At 50.9% G+C, this 26037-nt stretch carries 20 protein-coding genes and 3 tRNA genes; 11 read left to right on the top strand and 12 right to left on the bottom strand.

Annotated elements, in window-relative coordinates:
• Window positions 1–536: 536 nt before the first annotated feature.
• The gene (locus QZ310_RS01995) at window positions 537–1457 is read right to left on the bottom strand and encodes an NAD(P)-dependent oxidoreductase (RefSeq protein WP_297069825.1); all 921 of its coding nucleotides are present in this window, start codon (window positions 1455–1457) and stop codon (window positions 537–539) included.
• A gap of 39 nt (window positions 1458–1496) precedes the next feature.
• Window positions 1497–2567 carry a 3-phosphoserine/phosphohydroxythreonine transaminase gene (serC, locus tag QZ310_RS01990; protein WP_297069823.1) on the bottom strand — a complete coding sequence of 357 codons (1071 nt, stop codon included), beginning with the start codon at window positions 2565–2567 and terminating at the stop codon, window positions 1497–1499.
• Window positions 2568–3120: 553 nt separating this feature from the next.
• Here serC and QZ310_RS01985 point away from each other — a divergent pair.
• The 6 genes from QZ310_RS01985 (at window position 3121) to QZ310_RS01960 (ending at window position 13264) form a co-directional block, all read left to right on the top strand.
• Window positions 3121–4398, top strand: a complete 1278-nt coding sequence (locus QZ310_RS01985; RefSeq protein WP_297069821.1) for an efflux RND transporter periplasmic adaptor subunit — start codon at window positions 3121–3123, stop codon at window positions 4396–4398.
• 1 nt (window position 4399) lies between these two features.
• The gene (locus QZ310_RS01980; RefSeq protein WP_297069819.1) at window positions 4400–7519 is read left to right on the top strand and encodes an efflux RND transporter permease subunit; all 3120 of its coding nucleotides are present in this window, start codon (window positions 4400–4402) and stop codon (window positions 7517–7519) included.
• The gene (locus tag QZ310_RS01975; protein ID WP_297069817.1) at window positions 7516–8904 is read left to right on the top strand and encodes an efflux transporter outer membrane subunit; all 1389 of its coding nucleotides are present in this window, start codon (window positions 7516–7518) and stop codon (window positions 8902–8904) included. Before QZ310_RS01980 ends, QZ310_RS01975 begins: the two co-directional genes overlap by 4 nt.
• Before the next feature lie 207 nt (window positions 8905–9111).
• Window positions 9112–9957 carry a DUF3737 family protein gene (locus QZ310_RS01970; RefSeq protein WP_297069815.1) on the top strand — a complete coding sequence of 282 codons (846 nt, stop codon included), beginning with the start codon at window positions 9112–9114 and terminating at the stop codon, window positions 9955–9957.
• 197 nt (window positions 9958–10154) lie between these two features.
• A complete protein-coding gene (locus tag QZ310_RS01965) occupies window positions 10155–11321 on the top strand; it encodes a MalY/PatB family protein (protein ID WP_297069813.1) in 1167 nt (388 codons plus the stop codon).
• 539 nt (window positions 11322–11860) lie between these two features.
• A complete protein-coding gene (locus QZ310_RS01960) occupies window positions 11861–13264 on the top strand; it encodes an MATE family efflux transporter (protein ID WP_297069810.1) in 1404 nt (467 codons plus the stop codon).
• 244 nt (window positions 13265–13508) lie between these two features.
• On the opposite strand, the gene ilvC is transcribed toward QZ310_RS01960, so the two are convergent.
• The 8 genes from ilvC to QZ310_RS01920 form a co-directional block, all read right to left on the bottom strand.
• Complete coding sequence (gene ilvC / locus QZ310_RS01955) at window positions 13509–14552, bottom strand: ketol-acid reductoisomerase (RefSeq protein WP_297069808.1); 1044 nt, start codon at window positions 14550–14552, stop codon at window positions 13509–13511.
• Window positions 14553–14595: 43 nt separating this feature from the next.
• Window positions 14596–15345 carry an acyl-ACP thioesterase domain-containing protein gene (locus QZ310_RS01950; protein ID WP_297069806.1) on the bottom strand — a complete coding sequence of 250 codons (750 nt, stop codon included), beginning with the start codon at window positions 15343–15345 and terminating at the stop codon, window positions 14596–14598.
• Window positions 15346–15348: 3 nt separating this feature from the next.
• Window positions 15349–15900 (bottom strand): acetolactate synthase small subunit, encoded by a 552-nt coding sequence (gene ilvN, locus QZ310_RS01945; protein ID WP_297069804.1) that lies wholly within the window; start codon window positions 15898–15900, stop codon window positions 15349–15351.
• A 13-nt stretch (window positions 15901–15913) separates the two neighbouring features.
• Window positions 15914–17638 carry a biosynthetic-type acetolactate synthase large subunit gene (gene ilvB / locus QZ310_RS01940; protein WP_297069802.1) on the bottom strand — a complete coding sequence of 575 codons (1725 nt, stop codon included), beginning with the start codon at window positions 17636–17638 and terminating at the stop codon, window positions 15914–15916.
• A 65-nt stretch (window positions 17639–17703) separates the two neighbouring features.
• Entirely contained in the window at window positions 17704–19536 is a 1833-nt protein-coding gene (ilvD, locus tag QZ310_RS01935) for a dihydroxy-acid dehydratase (RefSeq protein ID WP_297069800.1), read from the bottom strand.
• Between the two features lie 209 nt (window positions 19537–19745).
• Window positions 19746–19817, bottom strand: a tRNA-Glu gene (locus tag QZ310_RS01930).
• Between the two features lie 51 nt (window positions 19818–19868).
• A complete protein-coding gene (rpsT, locus tag QZ310_RS01925; protein WP_297069798.1) occupies window positions 19869–20126 on the bottom strand; it encodes a 30S ribosomal protein S20 in 258 nt (85 codons plus the stop codon).
• Between the two features lie 42 nt (window positions 20127–20168).
• Window positions 20169–20240, bottom strand: a tRNA-Glu gene (locus tag QZ310_RS01920).
• Window positions 20241–20490: 250 nt separating this feature from the next.
• Between QZ310_RS01920 and QZ310_RS01915 the strand changes: the two genes are divergently transcribed.
• Together QZ310_RS01915 and QZ310_RS01910 are read left to right on the top strand one after the other, a co-directional pair.
• The gene (locus tag QZ310_RS01915; RefSeq protein ID WP_297069796.1) at window positions 20491–21270 is read left to right on the top strand and encodes a hypothetical protein; all 780 of its coding nucleotides are present in this window, start codon (window positions 20491–20493) and stop codon (window positions 21268–21270) included.
• A gap of 10 nt (window positions 21271–21280) precedes the next feature.
• The gene (locus QZ310_RS01910; RefSeq protein WP_297069794.1) at window positions 21281–22000 is read left to right on the top strand and encodes a DNA repair protein RecO C-terminal domain-containing protein; all 720 of its coding nucleotides are present in this window, start codon (window positions 21281–21283) and stop codon (window positions 21998–22000) included.
• A 45-nt stretch (window positions 22001–22045) separates the two neighbouring features.
• Here the strand turns inward: QZ310_RS01910 and QZ310_RS01905 are convergent, their stop codons facing one another.
• Entirely contained in the window at window positions 22046–22240 is a 195-nt protein-coding gene (locus QZ310_RS01905) for a hypothetical protein (RefSeq protein WP_297069792.1), read from the bottom strand.
• Window positions 22241–22595: 355 nt separating this feature from the next.
• Here QZ310_RS01905 and QZ310_RS01900 point away from each other — a divergent pair.
• The 3 genes from QZ310_RS01900 to QZ310_RS01890 all read left to right on the top strand — a co-directional run bounded on the left by QZ310_RS01900 (window position 22596) and on the right by QZ310_RS01890 (window position 23677).
• Window positions 22596–22668: transfer RNA gene (locus QZ310_RS01900), tRNA-Pro, on the top strand.
• 177 nt (window positions 22669–22845) lie between these two features.
• Window positions 22846–23058, top strand: a complete 213-nt coding sequence (locus tag QZ310_RS01895; RefSeq protein WP_297069790.1) for a hypothetical protein — start codon at window positions 22846–22848, stop codon at window positions 23056–23058.
• Window positions 23048–23677, top strand: coding sequence for a zeta toxin family protein (locus tag QZ310_RS01890; protein ID WP_297069788.1), 630 nt, complete (start codon window positions 23048–23050; stop codon window positions 23675–23677). Before QZ310_RS01895 ends, QZ310_RS01890 begins: the two co-directional genes overlap by 11 nt.
• Window positions 23678–23912: 235 nt before the next feature.
• Here QZ310_RS01890 and QZ310_RS01885 read toward each other — a convergent pair whose 3' ends face one another.
• Window positions 23913–26006 carry a hypothetical protein gene (locus QZ310_RS01885; RefSeq protein ID WP_297069786.1) on the bottom strand — a complete coding sequence of 698 codons (2094 nt, stop codon included), beginning with the start codon at window positions 26004–26006 and terminating at the stop codon, window positions 23913–23915.
• Window positions 26007–26037: the final 31 nt, after the last annotated feature.

Here is a 26037-nt window from a genome sequence, read left to right as displayed (position 1 = left end):
TTGTCTAACTTATTGCGATTGTCTGTAGAATTGACAGAGTCTATCATTTTATGACTCTTGTACTACTTTCAATGTCTATTGTAATTCTTTCAATGTTCTCTTTCTCTTTCGGAAGCACCTCTCTAAGGCGTTCAGCGGAAAGTTTTGCAAAGGTAAGCGTTATTTTCGAAACCTGCAAATCTTTAACAAGATTTTAACTTTTCTTTAACTTTTCATCGGCAAACCGAATCAAGCATTTCAGCGTTTCAATCTTTACCACCTCACCGCTGTGGGGCTTGCTTCTCAAAAGCGAGTGCAAAGGTAGGCACTTTCTACATTCCCTCCAAATATTCATGAATATTTTAACAGAATTTTAACAGTTTCCTACTAAACAATGCCCAAAATGATATAAAATTTAATCTAAAACACTTATTAGGCACTTCGCCTTCAGCTTCTACTATCCTCGACCACGCACTATCTCAAAAAAAATGCGCACACAAAGCCGAAGCTCTGTATGCGCATTCGCAGTATCAAAGATTTTAACTTTTTCTCTATGCTTATTTGTTAACGCGGAAACGCTCCTCGCCAGTTGTCAGGAAAGAAATAACCTGACGAGCGGCAGCGATGCCGGCATTGATATTAGCCTCGGAGGTCTGCGCACCCATCTTTTTCGGAGTGAAGAAGACGCGATCGCCAAACTTCTCCTTGATTTCGGCTGCACGTTCAGGAGCCACGTCGGCTGCATACTTGAGGTCGGGACGCTCTTCAAGAGCACGGATCAAGCCATCTTCATCTATCACCTCCTTACGGGCGGTGTTGATGAGAAGACCACCCTTCGGCATGGAAGCGATAAGGTCGAAACCGATGGACTTCTTTGTCTCTGCAGTGGCAGGGATATGAATTGACACAACCTTATTGGTACGGTAAAGCTCTTCGACTGAGTGTACGGGCGTAACACCGGCATCCTCCATCACCTCATCAGGACAATAGGGGTCGAGCGCAGAGATATTCATCTCGAAACCGCGACCGATACGGGCCACGTTGCGGCCAACCTGCCCGAAGGCCTGGATGCCGAGAGTCTTATCCTTAAGCTCAGTACCGGAAGTTCCGTTGTACATATTGCGACACATCATGACGGCAAGACCGAACACAAGCTCAGCAACAGCGTTGGAGTTCTGACCGGGAGTGTTCTGCACACACACACCACGCTCTGTAGCAGCAGCAAGGTCTACATTATCGTATCCCGCACCTGCACGAACCACAACCTTGAGATTGGGAGCGGCAGCGAGCACTTCGGCATCAACCTTGTCGCTTCGGATGATGAGAGCATCGGCTGTAGCCACGGCGTCGAGCAATTGCTGACGGTCGGTGTACTTCTCAAGGATGGCAAGTTCGGCACCGGCATCCTCGATGACCTTACGCATTCCATCGACTGCGACGGCTGCAAAAGGTTTTTCAGTTGCAATAAGGACTTTCATGGTCTCTTATATATATTTATGTATGGGTGATGTGTGGAATCAGTGAGTTTTCTCGAATTCGTTCATTGCATCGACGAGAGCCTGAACGCTTTCGATGGGAAGAGCATTGTAGAGCGAAGCACGGAAGCCGCCGACTGAACGGTGACCCTTGATGCCTACAATACCGCGGGCTGCGCAGAAATCAACGAAGTCCTTTTCAAGCTCCTTGTATTCGGGAGTCATTACAAAAGTGACGTTCATGATTGAGCGTGACTCGGGATCGGTGACAGTGCCTACGAACATCTTCGACGCATCAATAGCATTGTAGAGGAGCTCGGCTTTGGCAAGGTCGCGCTTCTCCATTTCCTTCACGCCACCCATCTCCTTATAGTAGCGGAGAGTCTGGAGTGCGGAGAATACGGGAAGTACGGGAGGAGTGTTGAACATCGAACCCTTCTTGATATGTGTGCGGTAGTCAAGCATAGTGGGAATCACACGGTCGACATGGCCGAGCGCGCTTTCCTTGACAATCACGAGGGTCGCACCGGCAGGACCGAGGTTCTTCTGGGCGCCTGCATAGATAAGATCATATTTTGAAACGTCGACTGGACGAGAGAAAATGTCGGACGACATGTCGGCAACCAGAGGTACATTCACATCGGGATCCTTGCGGAGTTCGGTACCGTAGATTGTATTATTGGTTGTGATATGAAAATAGTCGAGGTCGTCAGGAACGGTGTAGCCCTTGGGATAGTAGGTATAGTTGGCTTCCTTTGAAGAAGCAAGCACTTCCACCTCACCGAAAATCTTGGCTTCCTTGATTGCATTGGCAGCCCATGTACCGGTGTCGAGATAGCCGGCCTTGGTGCGGAGAAGGTTGAAGGGAGCCATGCAGAACTGAAGGCTGGCACCGCCGCCGAGATAGAGCACATGGTAACCCTCGGGCACATCAAGAAGCTCCTTGACGAGTGCCTGCGCCTCATCCATTACGGCTACAAACTCTTTGCCACGGTGTGACACTTCGAGAAGAGAAAGTCCGGTGTTGGCAAAATTGATAATCGCATCGGCAGTATTCTTAATTGTGTATTCACTAAGAATAGAAGGGCCGGCAGAAAAATTATGCTTCTTCATATATAATATAATTTTGGAAAAAGTTGTCGTGATAAGATGTTATTAATGTTGAAATGTGACAAAGCGATGGAACGAGCGAAAAAAATTCCTCTGACTCCACCGCTGTGTTATCATCGGCAAATATAGCGATTTTTTCAATCCGTCCAAACAACTTGCGGAATAAAAAGCGAATAATTACAGAAATTTTTCCGTAATTGCCATTTTCGTCCGATTTTTCGGACCTCAGCCCCCTCCTGAGCCTATTTTTCAAAATCGGAATGTGCTTCATTGTCACATCCGCGCTGTTCATTGACACATGCTTTGACAAGTCAACGGAAACTTATAAATTTGTAATGTGATAAAACACATTTATAATCATTCACGCGCATATAGTCAATCATGCGCAGGCAATTATAATCAAAAAAATGCGTAAGCAATTCTCGACTTCACAACCAATCCAAACACCCGCAAGCAAACTTTTTCTTAACCCCTCTCAACTTTCCTCAAAACTTATGTGTTTAACTATTGTTAAAAGGTTCTCACCCCAGTGCAATTTTAATCCGTCACATTAATCATGAATTTTAATCACATCGGTGAATCATTAGGTTCAAAAGTATCAACAGGTTTTCAGGCAGTGAAAGGTCACACTCCCCACAAGAAAAAAGCCTGGCTCGTCATAGTGCTTGCAATACTCATCATCGTTGCAGCAGTCTACTTTTTCCTCCGTCCAAAGCAGCAGACCCCTCCCCTCCCGACAGTCGAAGTCGAAACTGTCGAGACCGGTAATATAAATATATATGGTGAATATGTAGGCCGAATCCGTGCCCAGCAGTTCGTCGAAATCCACGCCCGTGTCGAAGGCTACCTTGAAAGTATGCTTTTCAAGGAGGGTTCCTACATACAGAAAGGCCAGACGCTTTTCATCATTGACCCGCGTCTTTACAAGGCTCATGTCAACAAGGCCCGTGCACAGCTCAACAAAGCCCGCGCACAAGCTCAGAAAGCCGAACGCGACCTGAAGCGCATCAAGCCCCTCTACGCACAGAACGCAGCCTCACAGCTCGACCTCGACAACGCTACCGCTGCCTACGAGACAGCAAACGCAGAAGTCATCGTCAGCGAGGCTGACCTCACACAAGCCGAACTCACCCTCGGCTACACACGAGTAAGCTCCCCGATTTCCGGCTACATTTCCGAACGCGTGGCCGACATCGGCACGCTCGTAGGCCCGTCGGGAGGCAAGTCCCTTCTTGCAACAGTTGTAAAAAGCGACTCAGTAAGGGTCGATTTCTCAATGACCGCTCTGGACTATCTCCGCAGCAAGGACCGCAACGTCAACCTCGGCAGCTCCGACCCCTCCCGCAAATGGAACTCATTTGTCACAATCACCCTTGCCGACGGCTCTGTCTATCCCCACAAGGGTATCGTAGACTTCGCCGACCCGCAGGTCGACCCCAAGACCGGCACATTCTCTGTCCGCGCCGAGATGCCCAATCCCGACCACAGTCTTCTCCCCGGTGAATTCACCAAGGTCAAAGTGCTCCTCGACGTGCGCGAAGATGCCATCGAGGTCCCGACCAAAGCGCTTGTCATTGAAAAAGGTGGTGCCTACGTCTTTGTCGTGCGCCCCGACAGCATCGTCGAGCGTCGTTTCATCGAGCTTGGTCCTGAGGTCGGCAACACAACCATTGTCGAGCGCGGACTGGCCAAGGATGAGAAAATCGTAGTCGAGGGTTACCATAAACTCTCCCACGGCATGAAGGTCAACCCCGTTGCCGCTCCTGTCAAGAAGGACAAGGAGACTGTCGAGGCTGAAAAGGAAGTTGTAATATCCGAAGAGAAGGAGGATTGAGATGAAGAAGAATTTTTTCCTTGACCATCCGGTCTTTTCGATAGTAATATCCATCGTGATATTCATCATCGGAGGAATCGGTCTGGCTCTTCTGCCTGTCGACCAGTATCCTCAGATTGTCCCTCCGGTTGTAAAAATCAGCGCCTCTTACCCCGGTGCTGACGCCCAGACCGTAACCCAGGCTGTCGCCACTCCCATCGAACAGGAACTGAACGGCACTCCCGGTATGATTTACATGTCATCGTCAAGCTCAAACTCAGGCGGTTTCACTGCGCGAGTGACTTTTGACATTGACACTGACCCCGAACTCGCAGCCGTCGACATCCAGAACCGAGTGAAAATGGCCGAGTCGCGCCTCCCGGCCGAAGTCGTGCAGAACGGTATCTCAGTCTCCAAGGAGACCGCCAGCCGCCTCATGACCATCACCATCCTTTCCGACGACCCCAAATTCGACGAGGTCTACCTCAGCAACTATACGACTCTCAACGTCCTCGACCCCATCCGCCGTATTCCGGGTGTCGGAAGCGTCAGCAACGTCGGCAGCCGCTACTATGCGATGCAGATCTGGGTTGCCCCCGACAAGCTCGCCGACCTTGGCCTCACCGTCCAGGACATCCAGAGCGCATTGAAGGACCAAAACCGCGAGTCGGCCGCAGGTGCGCTTGGACAGGCCCCAGCTACCGACATCGACATCACCATGCCCATTATCGCGCGTGGCCGTCTGTCGTCTGTAGCTGAATTCGAGGACATTGTTCTCCGTGCGCGCCCCGACGGCTCCCTCATCCGTCTGCGCGACGTTGCCCGCGTCTCGCTCGAAGCATCGAGCTATTCGACCGAGAGCGGTATCAACGGTGGAAACGCTGCCGTCCTCAACATCAACATGCTTCCCGGCGCAAACGCCATGGAAGTGGCCAAGGCCGTCAAAGCGGAGATGGAAAACATAGCCAAGAACTTCCCAGAAGGTATAAGCTATGAGATTCCCTTCGACATGACCACATATATTTCCGAATCCATCCACCACGTCTACCGGACATTTTTCGAGGCGCTGCTGCTTGTGATTCTCGTGGTCTTCCTCTCGCTCCAGAACTGGCGCACCACCCTCATCCCCGTCATCGCCGTCCCGATTTCGCTCGTCGGCACCTTCGGCGTGATGCTGATGTTCGGTTTCTCGCTCAACATGCTCACCCTCCTCGGTCTGATTCTTGCCATCGGTATAGTCGTGGACGATGCCATCGTGGTCGTTGAAAACGTAGACCGCATCATGAACACCGAACATCTCAGTCCCTACGAGGCCACGGCCAAGGCAATGAGCAACCTCAGCGGCGCGCTCATCGCAATGTCGCTCGTGCTCTGCGCCGTGTTCATTCCCGTAAGCTTCCTGCCGGGAATCACCGGTCAGCTCTACCGCCAGTTCACCATCACCATCGCCGTATCGGTCATCATCTCAACCATTGTTGCCCTGACCCTCTCGCCGGTGATGTGTGCGAAACTGCTCAAACCCGCGTCGAAAAACAAGAAGGCAAAAATCTTCCGCCTCATCAACATCTGGCTCAACCGTGGCAACAAGTCTTATAGCCGCACAATCGCCCGTGTGCTGAATCACCCGAAACGCATGTACACGGCCTTCGGCCTCGCCCTTGTGTTCATCTACCTCATGAACTCCCTCATGCCGCAGAGCTTCATGTCGCAGGAGGACCAGGGATATTTCACCGTCGAACTCGAACTACCCGAAGGTTCCACCATCGAACGCAGCCGTGAGGTCACCGAGCGCGCCATGGACTATCTCTTGAAAGACCCCGATGTGAAATATGTCCTCAACGTCACCGGCTCCTCACCCCGTGTAGGCACAAATCCTGCCCACTCGCAGATGACAGTCATACTCAAGCCCTGGGATGAACGCACCACCGAAGATATATCCGAAATCCGCACACGCATCCACAACGAACTTTCAAAATATCCCGAAAGCCGCGCATTCGTCTTCACTCCGGCCATCATCCCGGGTCTCGGAAGCTCAGGCGGTTTCGAGATGGTGTTGGAAGCCCGTGGCGATGCCACTTATTCCGACCTCCAGAACGCCGTCGACACTCTCCGCCACTATGCATCAATGACTGCAGCCATCGCCGACCTCTCCACTTCCATGCAGGCTGACATTCCACAGCTCTACTTCGATGTGGACCGCGACCGTGCAAAAATGCAGGGCATACCTGTCAGCGACATTTTCTCGACAATGAAAGCCTTCACCGGTTCGATATATGTCAACGACTTCAACATGTTCAACCGCATCTACCGTGTCTATATCCAGGCGGAGGCTCCCTACCGTTCGCGCCGCGACAATCTCAACCTCTTCTTCGTGCGCGGAACAGGCAATGTCATGGTCCCCATCTCATCCCTCGGCACATCCCGCTTCACCACCGGTCCCGGCACCATCGGACGCTTCAACATGTTCAATTCCGCTACGATTTCCGGTGAGGCCGCCCACGGCTACAGCACCGGCGAAGCCATGGACGCTCTCGAAAAAATCGTCCGCGAAAAACTTCCTGAGAACATCGGAGTGGAATGGAGCGGTCTCTCCTATCAGCAGAAACACGAAAGCGGCAACACCGGTCTTGTGCTCGGACTCGCCCTTCTCTTTGTCTTCCTCTTCCTCGCAGCCCAATATGAGAGTTGGAGCGTACCGCTTGCCGTCATCCTTTCGCTCCCCATTGCAGGAGTGGGTGCATATCTCGGAATATGGCTATGCGGACTGGAAAACAACATCTATTTCCAGATTGGCCTTGTGATGCTCGTGGGCCTTGTGGCCAAAAACGCCATCCTCATTGTCGAGTTCGCCAAAGAGGAAGTCGATAAGGGTGTCGATGCCGTCCATGCCGCGCTCACTGCAGCCCGTCTGCGTTTCCGCCCGATTGTCATGACATCGCTTGCCTTCATGCTCGGACTCCTTCCTCTCCTCTTCGCCTCAGGCCCCGGTTCCGCCGCCCGACGCGACATCGGCACAGGTGTATTCTTCGGTATGCTCGTTGCCATTACCGTAGGCATTGTTTTCGTGCCATTCTTCTTCGTAGCCATCAACAAATTGACCCACCGTGGCAAAAAAGCCACCAAAGCCATTGCTGAAAAATGAAACCAAGACTCTTTCTACATATATTTATAGCTCTCATTGCCCTCACCTCCTGCTCGGGAGTCAAGAATCTCACGCAGGCCGACATCACTATGCCGGAAACCTATATGCCCGGCCTTGAATCCGACTCCGCTTGCGTAGCCGACATGGCTTGGTGGGAATTCTATGCTGATTCCACACTCTGCCACCTCATCCGTCTGACCCTCGACAACAACCGCGACCTTCTCAAGTCGGCTGCAAAAGTGGAGGAGGCCCGTCATCTCTACGGTATCGACAAGGCCAATTTCTATCCAGAAATCAATGGCCTTGCCGGAGCTAACTACGAAACGAACAACTACAGCGGCTCCGGGACCACCAAGGATCCTGAATATGACCTGAAATTCACCGTCAGTTGGGAAATGAACCTCTGGGGTTCGCTTTCATGGGCAAAAAAACGCGGAGCCGCCCGCTTTCAGGCATCTGTCGAAGACCTCCACGCCATGCGCATGACCCTCATCGCGGAAGTTGCCTACGCCTACTTCCGTCTTATCGCTCTTGACAATGAGCTTGCCATTGTCCGTCAGACACTTGCCACCCGCGAGGAATCGCTCGAACAGGCCCGCATCCGTTTCGAAGGCGGTCTGACATCAGAGACTGTCTATCAGCAGGCTAAAGTGGAATATGCATCTGCAGCCGCGCTCGTCCCGAACCTCGAACGTCAGGTCACCGTGGCTCGCAACGCCATCACTCTTCTCATGGGTGAATATCCGCGTGAAATCCTCGAACGCGGACAGCTCGCACTCAACATCACTCTTCCCGAAAAACTTCCCGCCGGGATCCCCTCCACCTTGCTTGAACGTCGTCCCGACCTCCGCGCTGCTGAGCGCCGTCTGGCGGCAGCTATGGCTGATGTGGGCGTGAATTACGCCAACCGTTTCCCTAACCTCCGCCTTGCCTTCACTCCCGGATTCGAGAACGATGCGCTTGCCGATTTCTTCAAATCGCCCTTCACATATTCAATCGGTACAATCACCGGTTCGGTTTTCGATTTCGGTCGCAAGAAGCGGAAATATCAAGCTGCGATAGCCGTCTATGATCAAGCCCGTTATGATTATGAAAAAGCGGTAATCACAGCCTTCACTGAAGTCAACAGCGCATTGGAGACCTACCGTCGCGTGAAAGAGAACGGCAAACTCAAGGTCGAGCTTCGCGATGCCACCGTCAAATACGTCCAGTTGGCTCACCTTCAGTATCGTGCCGGCACCCTCAACTACATTGATGTGCTCGACGCACAGCGCCGCTACTTCGATGCTCAGATTGGTGTCAGCAATGCCCTTCGTGACGAATATCTTGCACTCATCAACCTCTACAAAGTTCTTGGCGGAGGCTGGACTACAGAGTTCAAATAGTCTGCCCCTCCCCCCTCCACACCTCATCCACCATCTTTTCCCCTTCCCTCTTCACTTTCTCTTTTTTCGGTTTCTCCTACCATTTCTTTCGCGTTTTGCATTATCGCACCTCTTTCTCCTTTAAATTGAGTATTTTTGCAGTGTGAAAGAATCAAATCAGGGTTTAAGTTAAAATGGAAAGAATTTAAAATGGAAAGTATTAAAGATATGGAAGAGATTAGAGATAAGGAATTTGGAGGCGAACGTCCCCTGTTTGCCTCCCACGGGTTGAAACTCGTCAATGTGACTGTCCATGCAGGTGAATCGGCTTTGAAATGCTGCACCGACATCGTGGCTGAAAAGTGTCGTTTTGAAGGTAAATACCCCTTCTGGCATGTCGACGGCTTCGTTGTGCGCGACTGTCTCTTCACTCCGGGTGCAAGAGCAGCCCTTTGGTATTCACGCAACCTCACAATGACCGACACCATTGTGGAGGCTCCGAAAATGTTTCGCGAGATGGACAATCTCTCGCTTACTAATGTGCGCATCCCCGATGCTCAGGAGACTCTTTGGCACTGCCGTGGCGTGAAACTCCGCAACGTAGAGGTTGCCAATGCCGACTATCTGTTCATGCACTCCTCCGACATTGACATTGCAGGCTACCGTCAGCAGGGCAACTACTCATTCCAGTATTGCCGCAACGTCGTCATCCGCAATGCCGTGATTGACTCAAAGGACGCATTCTGGAACACCGAGAATGTCACAGTCTATGACTCTGAGCTGACAGGCGAATATCTTGCTTGGTATTCAAAGAATCTCCGCCTCGTGCGCTGCCGCATCTCCGGAACCCAGCCCCTCTGTTACTGTGAGAACCTCATCATGGAGGATTGCACAATGGCTGATGATGCCGACCTCGCTTTCGAGGACTCATCGCTCACCGCAACCGTCAACTCCGCCATTACAAGCATAAAGAATCCTCGCACCGGCTCTCTGAAAGCCCGTTCCATCGGCGATACAATCATTGATGCCAACGTGCTTTCCCCCGCCGACTGCAAAATCACGACCGAAATTTAGAAGTTTAAGAGGGTCTTTGGCTGCACCCTCTTAATGAAGCAAGCCATCATTGTATTTGATACAAGACCACAAAACTTCCGAAGATACAAAAGCATTTAAATTTTTATTACTACTTTTGTTTTACTTGTACTTTTGCATCTCCTTTTTTCAGGATATACAATGGATAGGAATCTGAAATTTTTTTAATACAATAAACTATGGCTCAAGACTTCAATTTCGACAAAATCGTACTTCGGCGCGGCACCGGATCCTGCAAGTGGGATTCACGTCACGATGTGATTCCCCTGTGGGTCGCAGACATGGACTTTCAGGCAGCTCCATGCATCCTCGATGCTCTGCGCCGCAGGGTTGACCACGGTGTTTTCGGCTACACATACGTTGATGAGAACTACTATGACGCGCTTATCGACTGGTTCAGTTCCCGTCACCTCTATACCTTTGACCGCAGCGATGTCATATATATCCCCGGCATAGTGCCCGCCCTCTCCGCAATCATCAAGGCTCTGGCTTCCGCTGGCTCCGGAGTGATTGTCCAGACTCCTGTCTACAATTGCTTCTTCTCCTCCATTCGCAACAATGGCTGCAAAGTCGTTGAGAATCCTCTCCTCCGTCGCGACATCTCTTCAAGCGAATTCACCTACGACATGGATTTCGAAGGGCTCGAACAGCTTGCCTCCGATCCTTCCAACGTCCTCATGCTCCTCTGCAATCCCCACAACCCCGCCGGACGTGTCTGGACACGCGAAGAACTGGAGAAAGTCCGCGACATCTGCCATCGCCACAACGTCACCGTCATCAGCGACGAAATCCACAATGAACTGACAATGCCCGGCTACCGCTACACACCCTACGGCACAGTCGACCCGAAGGCCACAGTATGCGTATCCCCGTCAAAGGCATTCAACATCGCCGGACTCCAGATTGCCAACATCATCGCTCCCGACGAGTCAAAGCGTGCACGTATCGACCGTGCGGTCAACATCAATGAGGTCTGCGATGTCAATCCATTCGGCGTTGTAGCTCTCCGTGCTGCATATTCTTCCGAGGGAAGTGAATGGCTCGAAGCACTGCGCACATATCTCCATGAGAACTACCTCTTCTTCCGCGAGTATATGCTCAACCACTTGCCGCAGTGTCCCATTGCGACCCTTGAAGCCACATACCTCCCCTGGGTCGACATCTCCGCACTTGGTATTGGCTCCGACGCACTTGTCAAACACCTTCTCGACGAAGCGAGAGTCTGGATCAACTCAGGAGTGATGTATGGAGCCGACGGCTACGTCCGCTTCAACATAGCCTGCCCGCGCAACACCCTCGAAGAAGGCCTCGAACGCATCTGCACCCTCCTCACCCAACACTCCTAAGCCCCATTACGGCAAAACCCATTACGACAAGCCAAGCCACATTACGGCAAAGCCAATTACGACACAGCAATCGTAGTGTCCACCGGGATATCCGCAGGACACCGATTTCTCCGTAACCCTGTACATCATAGCGCAACGCAGATGTCCCACCCAAAGCGGCCATCGGGTGTCTGCAGGACACCAACTCTTTCGTAACCCTGCACATCATAGCGCCGTGCAGATGTGCTGCCTAATGCGGCCACCGGGTGTCCGCAGGACACCGACTTCTTCGTAACCCTGTACATCGAAGCCCAGCACAGATGTGCAACCAAAAGCGTCCGTCGGGTGTCCGCAGGATACCGATTTCTCCGTAACCCTGTACATCGAAGCCCAGCACAGATGTGCAACCCAAAGCGTCCGTCGGGTGTCCGCAGGACACCGATTTCTTCGTAACCCTGTACATCGAAGCGTAGCGTAGATGTGCAGGGTATATGTGCGATTATATAGAAAGGTGTCCGTCAGGACACCGATTTACCATCCTGAAAACAATAGTCCAAAACGTGTCTGACATTTCACTCATACGCTCCGGTGCACCATTGAACTTCCTTCAGCAACTGAAACTCACCGCCCAACTCTCATGGCCCGCCATGATGGCACAATTGTCCAGCATCATGATGCAGTACATTGATGCCGCCATGGTCGGACGGCTCGGCGCTGACGACTCCGCCGCAGTCGGCCTTGTCTCTACGAGCCTGTGGCTCTTCTGGGGTATCTGTTCAGCCGTGACAGTCGGCTTCTCCGTACAGGTCGCCCACCGTATCGGAGCATCCGACCACGAAGGCGCACGGAAAGTCTTGCGCCAGTCCATCGTCGCCTGCCTCCTCTTCAGCCTTGCCGTTGTGATTATTGGAACCGCCATAGCCTATCCCCTACCCCATTGGCTCGGTGGCACTGATGCCGTCTGCTCCAAAGCCTCCCTCTACTTCCTTGTGTTCGTACTCGCCCTCCCGCTCCTCACCATGAACTATCTGGGAGGAGCAATGCTGCGTTGTGTCGGCAACATGAAAGTACCGGGTGGACTGAACGTCATGATGTGTATCCTCGACGTGATTTTCAACTTCTTCCTGATTTTCCCCTCCCGCGAAATCAATCTGCTCGGCCATATCGTCAGCGTCCCCGGAGCAGGGCTTGGCGTTCTCGGGGCTGCTTTGGGCACGGTCTCCGCAGAAATCGTCACAGCGGGAAGCATGATGTGGTATCTGTGCATGAAAGAAAAATCAATCCGTCTCGCAGGCCATCCCGGATCCTTCCGCCCCACACGTTCGGTCCTGTCGAAAGCCTTGCGTGTTTCAGCACCGATGACCCTCGAACATGCCGTCATCTGTGGTGCTCAGATTGCCGTCACCGTCATCGTCGCCCCCTTGGGAGTCATGGCAATCGCTGCAAATGCCTTTGCAGTGACCGCAGAAAGCATCTGCTACATGCCCGGCTACGGTATCGGAGATGCAGCGACCACACTCGTCGGGCAGAGTTATGGAGCCAAGCGACTCGACCTTGCCAAACGTTTCGGCTACATCACTGTAGGGCTCGGAATGGTCACCATGACAATAATGGGAGTAGTGATGTATGTCTGCGCACCGTGGGTGATGGAGCTTATGACACCCGTCACCGGAATTCAGACACTTGGCGTTGAAGCCCTCCGCATCGAAGCCTTTGCCGAGCCGATGTTTGCAGCAGCCATTGTCAGCTACGGTGTCATGATCGGTGTCGGTGACACCATCATCCCCGCGTCAATGAACTTCTGTAGCATCTGGCTTGTCCGTCTCCCCATCGCAGCCCTCCTCGCACCGAGCATGGGACTTGCCGGAGTCTGGTTGGCAATGTGCGTCGAACTCTGCTTCCGCGGAGCAATCTTCCTCTGGCGCCTCATCTCCGGCGCATGGCTGAAGAAAGGACTGAAATAAGGTCCGGTAGGCTTTATGCATATCCTTAAAAGCCACTAAAGCCATCTCCTATTTATCTGTGGTTATATTTGCAACAGAGATACAGAAGCACAGAAGTGCATAAGAAACAGAAGAATATAAGTAATCCAAAGATAATTGCAAATCTTGTAGGTACTTATATTCTTCTGTTTCTTATGCACTTCTGTGCTTCTGTATCAACCCCTGACTATAATCAGGGTTTCAACAGTAACGTCAAGCCCGGGATTTATGCGTTTTCAGGACGGAGGGTGCGGACAGTTGCACCTGCGCGCCACATTTCGCTTTCGCGGAGAGCCTTGAGTTCTTCCTCAAGCTTCTCGCGGTAGTCGGGCTGAGTATTGGAATCGATTGAACGCTGAGCCTCGCGACCGGTCTTCACGCTCTCGTAGAGCTGATAGACAACGGGCTTGACAGCATCATGGAACGGACCCATCCAGTCAAGAGCACCACGCTGAGCGGTGGTAGAGCAGTTTGCATACATCCAGTCCATACCCTTTGCTGCGAAGAGGGGCATGAGCGACTGGGTAAGCTCCTCAACAGTCTCGTTGAATGCCTCGGAAGGAGTGTGACCATTCTCACGGAGCACCTCATACTGTGCGAGGAGAAGACCCTGGATAGCACCCATGAGTGAACCACGCTCGCCGGTAAGGTCGCTGACAGCCTCACGCTGGAAAGTAGTCTCGAAGAGGTAGCCTGAACCGATACCGATACCGAGAGCAAGAGTGCGGTCGAGAGCACGGCCTGTGGCATCCTGATATACGGCAAAGCTTGAATTTGTACCCTTACCCTCCTTGAAGAGAATGCGGAGCATTGTACCGGAACCCTTGGGGGCAACCATGATTACGTCGACATCTTCGGGGGGAACCACACCTGTGCGGTCGCTCCAGTTGATTGCGAAACCGTGGCTGAAATAGAGAGCCTTGCCGGGTGTGAGGTGCTTCTTGATGGTAGGCCACTGCGAGATTACAGCTGCATCGCTGAGAAGACACATGATGATTGTTCCGCGCTTGCAGGCTTCCTCGATTGAGAAAAGAGTTTCTCCGGGCACCCAACCGTCAGCGACAGCCTTGTCGTAAGTCTTGCCTTCGCGCTGGCCGACGATGACATTGAAACCGTTGTCACGGAGGTCGAGACCCTGGCCGGGACCCTGCACACCGTAGCCGATGACAGCGATGGTTTCGTCTTTAAGCACTTCGCGTGCTTTTTCCAAGGGGAATTCTTCGCGTGTGATGACGGTTTCTTCAACGCCGCCGAAATTTAACTTTGCCATAAGTAATGTCTTGTATTAAATATTTTTGTTATATTGTTTTTTCTTAAAATCTTGAAGTGAAGCGCAGACGCGAAAGGCAGCAAGGGGTATTGTTGACCTCTATTTCAACATCGCTCACCTCCGGACTACCCTCGTGGGGTGCCGAGATTACGCGGGCCTCCTCGTCGTAGTGTGCCTCATGCTTGAACGCAAGTTCAAAACGGCTGGGGCGCATCGCCTCATAGTGTTCCAACGACCACATATCGACAATCAAATCAATGTAGCGACGTGTGGTGACATGACGGTTCACATCAATATCCGAAACGGCGAAACGGTAGAACCGCTCCTTGTCGGGATTCTGCACCGGCAAGAGTTTTCCACCCTTGTCACCTTCAAACTTCCGGTCATTGACCACATCGAGTCCATCGAACACCGGAGTAAGGTCGCCCGGACGGCGGGTAGTCATATTGACTGCCATCCATGTGGAATGGGCACGCATGATAATGCGTCCGTCCTCCGCATCGGTCATCTCAAAGACACGCTCCGAGAAAAGCCTGCTGACACTTTCAACCCACGTCGACAAACGATAGGCACGGTTGACGGTCGGCATTTCCGGCATGTCGATGGTCAGACGGCTCAGCACCCAGGAAATTCCCTCGCGTATCATCCTGTCAAAACCGATACCGATAAGATTGGCATGGTCCGTGGCTGTGTCAATGAGGGTGGTGACCAGACGTGAGAGTGGCATCTCGCGCTGGGCATTGACCTCGGAGGCTGTGAGGTAAAATTCTGTAGTGTAAAGCTTCTGCACCATGTTTCAGTTCTTTTCTATTTGCTGACGGCGCAGTTCCTGCTCGGTCAGATAGTGGGTGAAATGCTCGGTGGGCGATTTGGTGATGCAGATGCGTCCCGAACGGATGAACTGCAGGATGCCGTATTTCGCGAGAAGCTCATAGAGCGCCTGGGTCTCGCTTTCGTGACCTGTTTTTTCAAGAATCGTATATTCGCGGGTCAGTTCGAGGATTCGCGCGTTGTGGACGCGGATGATTCTCTCGAAATCCTTTTCGTCGAGCAACTTCTGGGTCGGTACCTTGTAGAGCGCCACCTCCTGATAGACGATTTCATCGTCAGTGTAGAAATAGGCACGGAGCACGTCGATGCATCTTTCAATCTGCTTGATGACCTTCTCGATTGTCTCGCGGTCAGAAGTGCAGGTGAAATTCATCTTGTGGATACCGTGGACGGAGCTTGCGCTTGACGAAACACTTTCAAGGTTGAGGCCGCGTCGGGTGAATATGATGGAGATTCGGTTGAGAAGACCGACCTGGTTTTCGGTAAAGACCGAAATCGTGTAAAGTTTCTTTTCCATAATATCTTTGAACTTAGCCCTCGTACTTGGTTGTCGTGTTGATAAGAATGTCGTCGACCGCTGCGCCGGGAACCACCATCGGGAAGACCATGTCCTCAGGATCGATATTCACGTCGAGCAGATAAGTACCCTCATGGGCCATCATGCGCTCGATTGCTGCCGGAAGTTCCGCACGGGTAGCCACACGCTCTGCCGGAAAACCGTAGGCATTGGCGATTGTGACGAAATCCGGGTTAATCATCGGGGTAGCCGAGAAGCGGTTGTTGTAGAACATCGCCTGCCACTGGCGCACATTTCCGAGAAAGTCGTTGTTGAGGATGATGACCTTGACACCGATATTGTAGGCAAGCATGGTTCCGAGTTCCTGCATGGTCATCTGGAAACCGCCGTCGCCCATGAAAGCGAACACCTCGCGTCCGGGACAGGCGATTTTAGCTCCGACAGCCGCCGGAAGGCAGAAGCCCATGGTTCCGAGACCGCCCGAGGTCAGGACACTCTTCGGAAGGGTGTATTTGAAATAGCGGGCAGCCATCATCTGGTTCTGGCCAACATCGGTGACGAGTATGCCCTTGTTGCCTGAGGCTTCAGAAATCTTGCGCACGACTTCACCCATACGCATTGCTCCGTCGGGAGCGATGTCGTCCGGTTCAAGCTCGCGCTTCATCACCTCTGTGCGCTCCACCTCCTCAGGTTTGTCAAATGTGGCAAGCCATTCGGTGTGTTTGCTCTTGTTGACGAGCGGGAGCAAGGCTTTGAGAGCTTTTTTGGCATCAGCATGGATGGTGGTGTGGGCCTTGACGTTTTTGTTGAACTCAGCGCTGTCGATGTCAATATGGATAATCTTCGCCTGAGGAGCATATTTTTTCACCACACCGGTCACGCGGTCATCGAACCGGAGACCGACAGCGAGAATCACGTCCGCACGGTTGGTGTTGATGTTCGGACCGATATTGCCGTGCATACCGACCATGCCTTTGTTGAGGGGATGGTCAGAGGGAATCGACGAGAGTCCGAGCAGTGTCGAGGCAACCGGTATGTCGGCTTTCTCGGCAAGCGCTATCAGATCCTCCTCCGCATCCGAGAGCATCACTCCGTGGCCTGCGATAATCATCGGCGATTCCGCACGGTTGAGAAGCGAGGCCGCTGCAAGGATATCTCCGGGAAGAAGCTCGGGATCCGGGTTATAGCTGCGGATATAGTTGATTTTCTTGTAATCCCAATCCATTGTGCCCACCTGCGCATCGCGTGTGATGTCGAGCACGACAGGACCTGGACGGCCTGTGGAGGCAATATAGAATGCACGTGCCACCGCCCATGGAATTTCTTCAGGTCTGCGCACCTGATAGGCCCACTTGGTGATAGGCTGAGTGATGCCCATCACGTCTGTCTCCTGGAAAGCATCGGTGCCAAGCGAATTGACAGCCACCTGACCCGTTATGACAACGAGAGGTGTGCAATCGACATTCGCATCAGCCACACCGGTGATGATATTGGTGGCTGCAGGGCCGGAGGTTACGGTCACCACACCGACTTTGCCGGATGCACGGGCGTAGCCTTGAGCGGCATGGACAGCTCCCTGCTCATGACGTGTCAGGATATGGTTGAGGCGATCGGAAAAGTCAAAAAGTTTGTCGTAAAAGGGCATGATCTGACCGCCGGGATAGCCGAATATTGTGTCGACACCCTCAGCGACAAGCGCGCGGCAGATAGCCTCTGAACCTGTGATTCGTTCACTCATAAAGAGTCGTGGTTGTGATATTTCGTGTGTATAATATCTGTTTAATAGTCTCGTTTTTCCGGCTCTCAATCGTCAAGATGACGGACACCGCCCTTGTCGGCCGAAGTCACCATCGAGGCGTAGGCGCGGAGGGCCTGTGAGACCTTGCGGTCACGGTCGCGCGGAGTGAAGGCCTTGTTTCCGAGAGCTTCCTCTTCCTTGCGACGGGTGGCAAGCTCATCGTCCGTGAGGCGTACATTGATGCTGCGCGCCGGGATGTCGATTTCAATTATGTCGCCATCCTTGACAAGTCCGATATTGCCACCGTTGGCAGCTTCGGGAGATATGTGACCGATGGAGAGACCGGAGGTTCCGCCGGAGAAGCGGCCGTCGGTGATGAGAGCACACTCTTTGCCGAGATGCTTGCTCTTGATATAGGAGGTGGGATAAAGCATTTCCTGCATACCGGGGCCTCCCTTGGGGCCTTCGTAGGTGATGACAACCACGTCGCCGCTCTTGACCTTGTCGCGGAGAATGCCGTCGACGGCGGCTTCCTGTGAGGTGAACACCTTGGCGGGTCCGCTGAAGCGGAAAATGCTCTCGTCGACACCTGCGGTCTTGACCACACAGCCGTCCTGGGCGATGTTGCCCTTGAGGACTGCGAGACCACCATCCTTGACGTAGGCGTGGTCCATGTCGCGGATGCAACCTTTGGCACGGTCGGTGTCAAGCTCGCTGTAGTAGCTCATCTGCTTGCCGAGTTCGGTGGTACGCTTCATGCCGGGCGCGCTCTTCCAGAGCTCGTCGGCAGCGTCATTGAAATCCTTGCCTCCGATTGCATAATGATCCATTGCCTGCGCGAGTGTCATGCCGTCGACGCGCTTGACATTTGCGTCGACAAGACCTGCATCGGCAAGAATCTTCATGATGGAGAGGATACCGCCTGCGCGGTTCACATCCTGAATATGGTAGTGGGAGTTGGGAGCGACCTTGCAGAGCACGGGGGTGTGTCGCGAAAGCGCGTCGATGTCGTCCATCGTAAAATCGGCACCTGCCTCGTGGGCTACGGCAAGAAGATGGAGGACAGTGTTGGTCGAACCACCCATCGCGATGTCGAGGGTCATGGCGTTGAGCATGGCCTGACGTGTGGCGATATTGCGGGGAAGCACGCTCTCGTCGCCGTCTTGGTAATAGGCGTAAGTGTTGCGGACAATCATGTCGGCGGCCTTCTTGAAAAGCTGCAGACGGTTGATGTGGGTAGCCACAACAGTGCCGTTGCCGGGAAGCGCAAGACCGATGGCCTCGTTGAGGGAGTTCATCGAATTGGCTGTAAACATTCCGGAGCATGAACCGCAGGTCGGACAACCCTTCTGTTCGAGTTCGGTCACTGCTGCATCACTCACGCTCTCATCAGCGGCATCAATCATGATGTCGATAAGGTCAACGGCACGACCGTTGACATCACCGGCCTCCATCGGGCCACCCGAAACGAAAATCGCGGGGATGTTGAGACGCATTGCGGCCATGAGCATACCCGGTGTGACCTTGTCGCAATTGGAAATGCAGACCATTGCGTCGGCCTTATGGGCATTGACCATATATTCGATGGAATCGGCAATCATGTCGCGCGACGGGAGCGAGTAGAGCATACCGTCGTGACCCATGGCGATTCCGTCATCAATAGCTATTGTGTTGAATTCGGCAGCGAAGCATCCTTGCTTCTCGATTTCCTGCTTTACAATCTGGCCGACCTCATGAAGATGGGTGTGGCCGGGGACAAACTGCGTGAAGGAATTGACGATTGCGATGATCGGTTTTCCGAACTGTTCGTCTTTCATGCCATTCGCACGCCAAAGTGCACGGGCGCCTGCCATTCGGCGTCCTTCAGTGCTTGCTGCGCTTTTCAAAGGGAAACTCATATCTTTGCGAACCTATGAATTTGTTAAAATTATCCGCAAAAATACGATAATATGTTGTAAAACACAAAATTTTAGCAAAGTATTTTCATTTCAGCCCGCTTTACGATGAAAAATCGAAAGAAAAGTGCACGTCTGCACCCAATATGTGCAATCTTTTGCAAGGAAGCAAAAAAATATCACCGGTCAGAAATCTGATCGGTGATATTCAGTAGCCCATAGGAGAATCGAACTCCTCTTTCAAGAATGAAAATCTTGCGTCCTAGCCGATAGACGAATGGGCCCTTCCTTAACCAAGATAGCTTGTCGGAAAAATCTTCAAGAAGCCTTCCGGATTAAGCGGCAAGCTTTGCAATGTGGTGAGCAAGCTTGCTCTTGAGGTTGGCAGCTTTGTTCTTAGAGATCGACTTCTTGGAAGCGAGACGGTCAAGCATGGCGCCTACCTTGCAGAAAGCTGCTTCAGCCTCAGCTTTGTCAGTCAGTTTGCGAAGATTGCGAACGGCGTTGCGGGCAGTCTTTGCATAGTAACGGTTACGAAGTCTGCGGGATTCGGTCTGACGAATTCTCTTAAGTGATGATTTATGATTTGCCATCGGTTAATTTAAATCTTTTTGTTCTTGATTAAGTCTTCTTTGTAGCCCATAGGAGAATCGAACTCCTCTTTCAAGAATGAAAATCTTGCGTCCTAGCCGATAGACGAATGGGCCTTCCCAAAAGCGATTGCAAAGTTAAGCACTATTTTTGAACCAAACAAATTTTTTAAGATATTTTTTGACATTCTGCCCATTTTTGCCTAATTTTGCATCAAAACAGAGAATAAACGCCCAAAGAATTCGCACCAACAGACGCTCTTCTTTATATAATAAGGTGTAAGTCAAATCAGCCTTAAACCTTCAATTATTCTCATAAAAACCAATCTCTGATAACCAATTTCATTACAAAACAAGTTCCAATATTATGAAAAAATTTCTTGCATCACTTCTTGTTGGCGCTGCTTCATTAGGCATTGCCGTAAATGCCGCTGACCATTGCGCGATGTGTCCGTCACCAGCTCCCGCACCCTTCACATCCTCACTCGGAATCTTCAATCACCTCGGTCTTGGTGTAGGCGTAGGCACAAACGGTATCAGCGTGGAAGCCGCAACCCCCATCACCCGCTTCATCTCTCTCCGCGCAGGTGTCCACTTCATGCCCAACATCACTTTCAATACTGATGTCGACGCAGACTTCACCACCACAATCAACGGAGTTCCCACACAGATGTCAGAATCCGTCGATGTCGAAGGTGCCCTCGGCCGCACACAAGGCTCTGTGATTTTCAACATCTACCCCTTCCCCCACGGCTCATTCTTCATCGCAGCCGGCGGTTATTTCGGAGGCAATAAGCTCATCACAATCAAAGGCCACAGCGCAGCCCTCGAAAACATGGACGACGCATCAATCGAAGTCGGCGACTACAAGATTCCTGTCGACAAGAACGGTAACGTTCGCGGCGGTCTCAAAGTCAAAAGCTTCCGTCCGTATCTCGGAATCGGCTGGGGACGCGCAATTCCCAAACGTCTTCTCAACTTCAACTTCGAACTTGGCGCTCAATTCCAGGGCAAACCGCAGGTCTACTCCGAGACCGGCGACCTTGAAGACCTCGCATACGAAGCCGACAATGATTTCAAGGACTACATCAAATACCTCAAGGTGTATCCCACCCTCACATTCCGTCTGACAGGCAAGATTTTCTAAGAACGTCGGAATGATCCTTCACCTTGTGGCATTGAAGGCCACAAAATACAGCGACACCCAAACCATCCTCACGGCCTACAGCCGTGAGCTTGGACGGGTGTCGTTTGCTTTACCTGCCGGAAAAGGGAAAGGCGCAGCCAGAGCGAAAGCCCTGTGCATGTCGCTCGGCATAGTCGAATGTATGAGCGAACCGCGCGCCGGAAGAGAAATCCTCCCACTGCGACAGCTCTCGCAGAGCGTGGCGCTGTCGTCGCTCCACTCCGATCCGGTCAAACAGATGATGGCGATGTTTCTCGCCGAAGTCCTTGCGGTGACCCTTCAGGGGGGCGAACCGGATGCAGCCCTTTTCGACTTTCTTGTCGGCGCCATCCGATGTCTTGACAACGCTGATGCAGCCCGCACCGCAAACTTTCACATCTGTTTCCTCTTCAATCTGTCGCGTCACCTCGGAATCGAACCTGACGCATCGACATTCACCGAAGGGAGTATCCTTGACCTCGCCGACGGACGATGGAGGCAGACCATGCCGCTCCACCGGCGCTTCCTTCCACCGAAAGAATCGGCAGTGGCCATGCTACTTTCACGCATGACATTCGCCAACATGCACCGGTTCCGGTTCAACCGCACCGAACGCAACGCCATCATAGATGCCATGCTCGAATATTATTCAATCCACTACGTCTCCATGCGGAGCCTTAAATCGCTCGACATCCTGCGGTCAATGCTGTGAGCTGATTCAGACTCATCATCTGACGATGACTGCCCGCGGACGAGGTCACGACAGGAATGGCTGCTTCACGCTTTGCGAAGCCTCCGGCATACGGCGCTGTTTCAATGCGTCAAGAGCCCGGCGATGGGCGCGATAAGTAAAGAACCTGTTAAGAAGCATACCGGTCACAGTCACGAGAATCACCAGCAATACAATTCCTAACCAAAGTAAGAGTGTGCGTTCGTCAAGGGGAGCCATCATCAAAGTTTTTTAGTAGAGTTTGAATTTTTACGGTTTTGAGGATACCCGACTCCGGAATCATCATTGGAGTCATTCCATCATACTACTAAAACATCAGCTCCTGCCACACGGTTTACTCCGTAAAAAAATAAAACCGCAACTGTCGCCACATCAGCGACAGCAAGGCCGAAATGGCATAATCGACATACATATCAGCCCTTCACGACACCGGTCAACATGCAGATTGGCCCATGACGACGCCGGAATTGACATGCAATGAAACTTTTTTAGGCTATAAGCAAAAGTTTTTTTGGAGGATATTAGAAAAGTTACTACCTTTGTGGTCGCAAAATGCCAAGTTACGCATTAGATTGTTCGGGGTGTAGCACAGTTGGCAGCGCGCCACGTTCGGGACGTGGAGGTCGGAAGTTCGAGTCTTCTCACCCCGACAATTTTCAGATAAATGGGTTTAACTCAACGAGTTAAACCCATTTGTCGTGATATACCGGAACAAATTTGGAACACCACAATAACGACGTTTCGTAATTTTGTCAAATCAATATTTTATCATTCAGCGTTTTATTAGTAGATTTGCATGTATAAAACGGAACAAAAACGGAACAGATATGAGTGAAAACGAATTGAATTCTTATCGATTTCTTAGTGGAGAGGATCCTACTGACGAGATGCTCGAAGCCATTATGTCGGAAGCTCGCGATGCAGCCGTAAAGAAAGCTGAAGAAGCTCAAAAGAGATTTGACGCCGAATACGAGCGCCAATATGCTCAAGCGAAAATGACTTGGAAAAAACGCCTGGAACAATATCGCAATGGTATCTAATGATCATCGTCCGGAAATGATTGTCATTGCCGGACCTAACGGCTCCGGTAAGACTACCGTCACAACTCAGTTCCTTCATCATGAATGGTCGGACGGAGTCTTATATATCAATCCCGACCAGATTGCCGAGGAAAAATTCGGTGGATGGAATGACAGCAAAGCAATATTAGAAGCGGCTAATTATTGCTCAGATTTGCGCAATGAATGCATCAAATCAAAAAAGTCTTTTGTTTTCGAAACCGTTTTCTCCGCGCAAGACAAGATCGAATTCATCCTAAAAGCTAAAGCTGCGGGATTTTTCGTAAGACTATTTTTTATTGGAACTACATCGCCAACAATAAATGCCTCACGCATTGCCAAACGTGTAATAGAAGGTGGTCATGATGTCCCAATTTCAAAGATAGTAAGCAGATATCAAAAGTCTATGATCAACTGCCGCTTCATAGCTCCTTATGTTGATAGACTATATGTATATGACAATTCAATCGACAATAAGACCGCTCAAATTTTGTTCCGACTTGCTGATGGCCACATTGTAAAGCAGTATGTTTCCTCGATACCATTGTGGGCAAGGAAAATTCTATCAGAAATCGGAACTAATTCGGGACAAAGCATATAAATTATTATTGCTTTACCGAATTTTATCGGACAGCAATAATTTTGTATAGGTCGCAAAATATTTTGCCTTCTCAATCTATCTTGAAAATTCCCCCGTCGGATGCAGACGCATCTACAATGAGAATCTTGGTCATTGCTCTGTTATAAATTTGATGAATACTTTTTTGAATGGTTCTTAAATAACAGCTCCCGACATTACGCCGAGAGCTTGGAGAGATTGGTATGTTTAGCTATTATTATTTCAAGATTGCTGATGCTGCTCCTGATTGTTCGCCGACTTCATTGCCTCGCTGTACTTTCTTGCCATAGCCGAATGTATAAGTGGCTGTGAAGTTTATACGAGGGTGTGATGATGTTCCGATGATAGTCTGTCGCTCGCTATAATATGGTGAAATGGTGGCGGTTGTCGCGCCGTCCCATCCTTTATTGAAGAAGTTGGCAGCCATGACACGCAGATTCCAGTTAGCGTTGGCCCATCCAACGGTTACACTGTGGAAATTTCGCCCTTTGTTTATTCTTGGCGAAGATGTAAACATACTTTTCTGGGGACTCTCGTAATAGGCTTGAAAATAGAAACTATCGAGATAATAGATGGCCTGAGCTGTCACACGGAACGAATTACAGTTGTCATTAAAAATACCGGTTGATTTGTAAAACGACTGACTTGGATTAGCGTAGAGTTGGAGTTTGCCGTCAAGAAGTTTCCAGTTGGCGGCCAATCCAATCTCTCCATTCAGATAATCGCCGTCATTGATATAGGACCGCAACAGGGCTTGACCACCTTTATATGGTGTATATACAAGCAACTGACGGTCATACAGACCGAAATAACGTCCGTAGGCACTCATGCCAAAAGCATTTGACGGCATCCAAGTATATGCAAGGTTTATAGTTGTGTGTCGGCTATTTTCAAGTAATGGATTTCCTGTGATATACATCAATTCGTTTTCCCGAAGTATATCGGAGGATTTCTCCGATATGCCGGGACTGTTAGTAGCATATTGGAAATAAGCGGAGAAGCTGTTTTTCTGATTTGGAACATACCGTACATTTATATGAGTGAACGGATAAGTGTCACTGTTCTTTTTACCATTTATATCACTGTTCTCCCAAGCAAAACCGGCATCAAGGTTAATTGATATTTTCTGTGTCTGGAAATTGTAGCCGACCATACCTGCACCAAAAGCGTTATGGAATTTGTCTCTGTATCCGTTGTCTCCGGTGTATTCAAGACGGTTGATGTTGTCGCCATAGTTGCCACCTAACATTGCAGAGTGCTTCTGTCCGAAACTTTTTCGGATATATAGGTTCAGACGATAGTTGTAGGCGTTCTCTTTAGCATGACGGTATATTGTTGGTTGGTTTGATACTGCGTAATCCGTATAGTCATTACCGTGGGTATAGTTGAACGATGGGGAGAAGTCAACAGAATATCCCTTTGGCAGAGCGAAGAAATATGTACCCGCATAAGCGACTGAGTTGGATCGGTTCGGATTTTTTCGGTCAAAAGAATATCCCTGAGCTGAATTGGGCGAATACTCCAGTTTGCCGGAATATTCATTTGTAGGTATTCCTAAGTTTGTAAAGGCAAGCAGATTGCGTATCTGGATTTTGTCACTGTTATAAGTGGCTCGGAAAGTGACAGGATATTGGTTCTGCTTATAATGAGAGGATTCAAGTGTTTCCTTTCGGGTCAGCGAAAATTCTTTGCCATCCTCTCCGGTCAAACGGTAAATGCCCTCTGTCGTGCTACCAATATGGTGGTTGTTACAGTTATTGGCTCCGGCATACAGGTCGTAGGTCATCTTCTTGTATGAGAATTTTGAGAAGATGTTGACACGGCTTGACAATCCGACAAGGAAATTTTCATTCGCAGTCACCTTTGTATAACCACCGTATGCGTATTCCTGCACGATAATGTTTATCACTCTCTCAGCTCCACGGAAACGAGGGTCAGTAGGAAATTCAAGATATTCCACACGCCTTACATCAGCGGTTCGCAGTCCTTCCATTTCCTCTTTGGAGGCTTCAAGGAAATTGATGTAAATGGCTACGCTGCCGCCTACATTGTCGGTAACGGTCTCATCAATAGGGTTTATTCTGATTTGGGGAATAGCCATCTGACGCAGAAGATCAACAGCATTTTGGGCCGCGTTCTTTTGCCTACCTGTAGGCGTATATGTTGACTTTGCCGATGAAGTGCGTTGCATCTGTGCTTGCACAACAACCTCATTCAGCTCTTGTGCCTTTAACGTGTCAGCCTGTTCCTGAGCAGAACAGAGAGCTGAGGCGGCAGAAAGTATTATTATTGATACGATAATCTTTACCATAGTTTTTCTTATCTTAATCCATTACAAATTT

The sequence above is a fragment of the uncultured Duncaniella sp. genome (genome assembly GCF_910577345.1).
Lineage (GTDB): Bacteria > Bacteroidota > Bacteroidia > Bacteroidales > Muribaculaceae > Duncaniella.
Note: the sequence above shows the minus strand (reverse complement) of the source record. Positions and strands in the feature narration are given on the sequence as shown.

Coding starts and splice junctions, on each gene's coding strand:
- QZ310_RS01995 (WP_297069825.1), bottom strand. CDS start 1,457: ATGAAAGTCCTTATTGCAACTGAAAAACCTTTTGCAGCCGTCGCAGTC.
- serC (WP_297069823.1), bottom strand. CDS start 2,567: ATGAAGAAGCATAATTTTTCTGCCGGCCCTTCTATTCTTAGTGAATAC.
- QZ310_RS01985 (WP_297069821.1), top strand. CDS start 3,121: ATGAATTTTAATCACATCGGTGAATCATTAGGTTCAAAAGTATCAACA.
- QZ310_RS01980 (WP_297069819.1), top strand. CDS start 4,400: ATGAAGAAGAATTTTTTCCTTGACCATCCGGTCTTTTCGATAGTAATA.
- QZ310_RS01975 (WP_297069817.1), top strand. CDS start 7,516: ATGAAACCAAGACTCTTTCTACATATATTTATAGCTCTCATTGCCCTC.
- QZ310_RS01970 (WP_297069815.1), top strand. CDS start 9,112: ATGGAAGAGATTAGAGATAAGGAATTTGGAGGCGAACGTCCCCTGTTT.
- QZ310_RS01965 (WP_297069813.1), top strand. CDS start 10,155: ATGGCTCAAGACTTCAATTTCGACAAAATCGTACTTCGGCGCGGCACC.
- ilvC (WP_297069808.1), bottom strand. CDS start 14,552: ATGGCAAAGTTAAATTTCGGCGGCGTTGAAGAAACCGTCATCACACGC.
- QZ310_RS01950 (WP_297069806.1), bottom strand. CDS start 15,345: ATGGTGCAGAAGCTTTACACTACAGAATTTTACCTCACAGCCTCCGAG.
- ilvN (WP_297069804.1), bottom strand. CDS start 15,900: ATGGAAAAGAAACTTTACACGATTTCGGTCTTTACCGAAAACCAGGTC.
- ilvB (WP_297069802.1), bottom strand. CDS start 17,638: ATGAGTGAACGAATCACAGGTTCAGAGGCTATCTGCCGCGCGCTTGTC.
- ilvD (WP_297069800.1), bottom strand. CDS start 19,536: ATGAGTTTCCCTTTGAAAAGCGCAGCAAGCACTGAAGGACGCCGAATG.
- rpsT (WP_297069798.1), bottom strand. CDS start 20,126: ATGGCAAATCATAAATCATCACTTAAGAGAATTCGTCAGACCGAATCC.
- QZ310_RS01915 (WP_297069796.1), top strand. CDS start 20,491: ATGAAAAAATTTCTTGCATCACTTCTTGTTGGCGCTGCTTCATTAGGC.
- QZ310_RS01910 (WP_297069794.1), top strand. CDS start 21,281: ATGATCCTTCACCTTGTGGCATTGAAGGCCACAAAATACAGCGACACC.
- QZ310_RS01905 (WP_297069792.1), bottom strand. CDS start 22,240: ATGATGGCTCCCCTTGACGAACGCACACTCTTACTTTGGTTAGGAATT.
- QZ310_RS01895 (WP_297069790.1), top strand. CDS start 22,846: ATGAGTGAAAACGAATTGAATTCTTATCGATTTCTTAGTGGAGAGGAT.
- QZ310_RS01890 (WP_297069788.1), top strand. CDS start 23,048: ATGGTATCTAATGATCATCGTCCGGAAATGATTGTCATTGCCGGACCT.
- QZ310_RS01885 (WP_297069786.1), bottom strand. CDS start 26,006: ATGGTAAAGATTATCGTATCAATAATAATACTTTCTGCCGCCTCAGCT.